1 protein-coding gene is annotated in these 835 nt (G+C 46.6%); it reads left to right on the top strand.

The genetic code is table 11. The features are described 5' to 3' along the window. Positions 1-53 precede the first annotated feature (53 nt). A protein-coding gene (locus tag DQX05_RS30150; protein WP_119796901.1) for an IS5 family transposase occupies positions 54-817 on the top strand; the annotation gives its coding sequence in 2 pieces (ribosomal slippage) (positions 54-390 and positions 390-817; 765 coding nt in all). Positions 818-835: the final 18 nt, after the last annotated feature.

Genomic DNA, 835 nt, shown 5'->3' with positions numbered 1-835 from the left:
TAGAGTGTGTCTTCAAACTATAAGCTCACATTAAAACATGGTAAACTTAACCTATGAGAAGACGATACGAAATACGCGATGATCAATGGGACCAAATTAAAGATTTACTTCCACCAGAGCGAAAACGTCAAGGTGGACGTATTGCCAAGGACAACCGAATGATGTTGAATGCCATGCTTTGGGTCGCTAGAAGCGGAGCGCCATGGCGAGACCTCCCTGAACATTACGGCTCATGGAAAACGGTGTACACTCGTTTCCGTCGCTGGCAGATGGCGGGAATATGGGATGAAATTCTAAAGCATGTTTCCGTAGCCCCTGATTTTGAAAATATCATGATCGATGCTACCATCGTCCGCGTCCACCAACATGGAGCGGGCGCAAAAGGGGGCAGCAATTCCAGGCCATCGGGCGCTCCAGAGGCGGAATAACGACCAAAATTCATGCAATCGTAGATGCGCTTGGAAATCCGTTACGCTTTGAGTTGACCGCTGGCAACTGCCACGACTGTGTTAAAGGCTATGAAATGCTTCAAGATATGGATCTGACCGGCAAGACGGTGATAGCCGATCGAGGTTATGACATGAATCGCATTTTGGAACTGATCGAGAAGCAGCACGCCACCGCTGTCATTCCGAGTCGGAAACATCGAAAAATTCAACGAACGTGCGATTGGTGGCTTTACAAAGAGCGCCACCTGGTTGAATGTTTATTCAACAAACTTAAACACTATCGCAGACTGGCCACTCGTTACGATAAGCTAACCTGTACATTTGCAGCCTTTTTATCGTTGGCTTCTATTTTGTTATGGTTAAATTAGGTTTGAAGACACGCTCTA

It is taken from the genome of Paenibacillus thiaminolyticus (assembly GCF_003591545.1).
Classification (GTDB): Bacteria; Bacillota; Bacilli; order Paenibacillales; family Paenibacillaceae; genus Paenibacillus_B; species Paenibacillus_B thiaminolyticus_A.
This window is presented reverse-complemented; position numbering and strand designations above follow the sequence as displayed.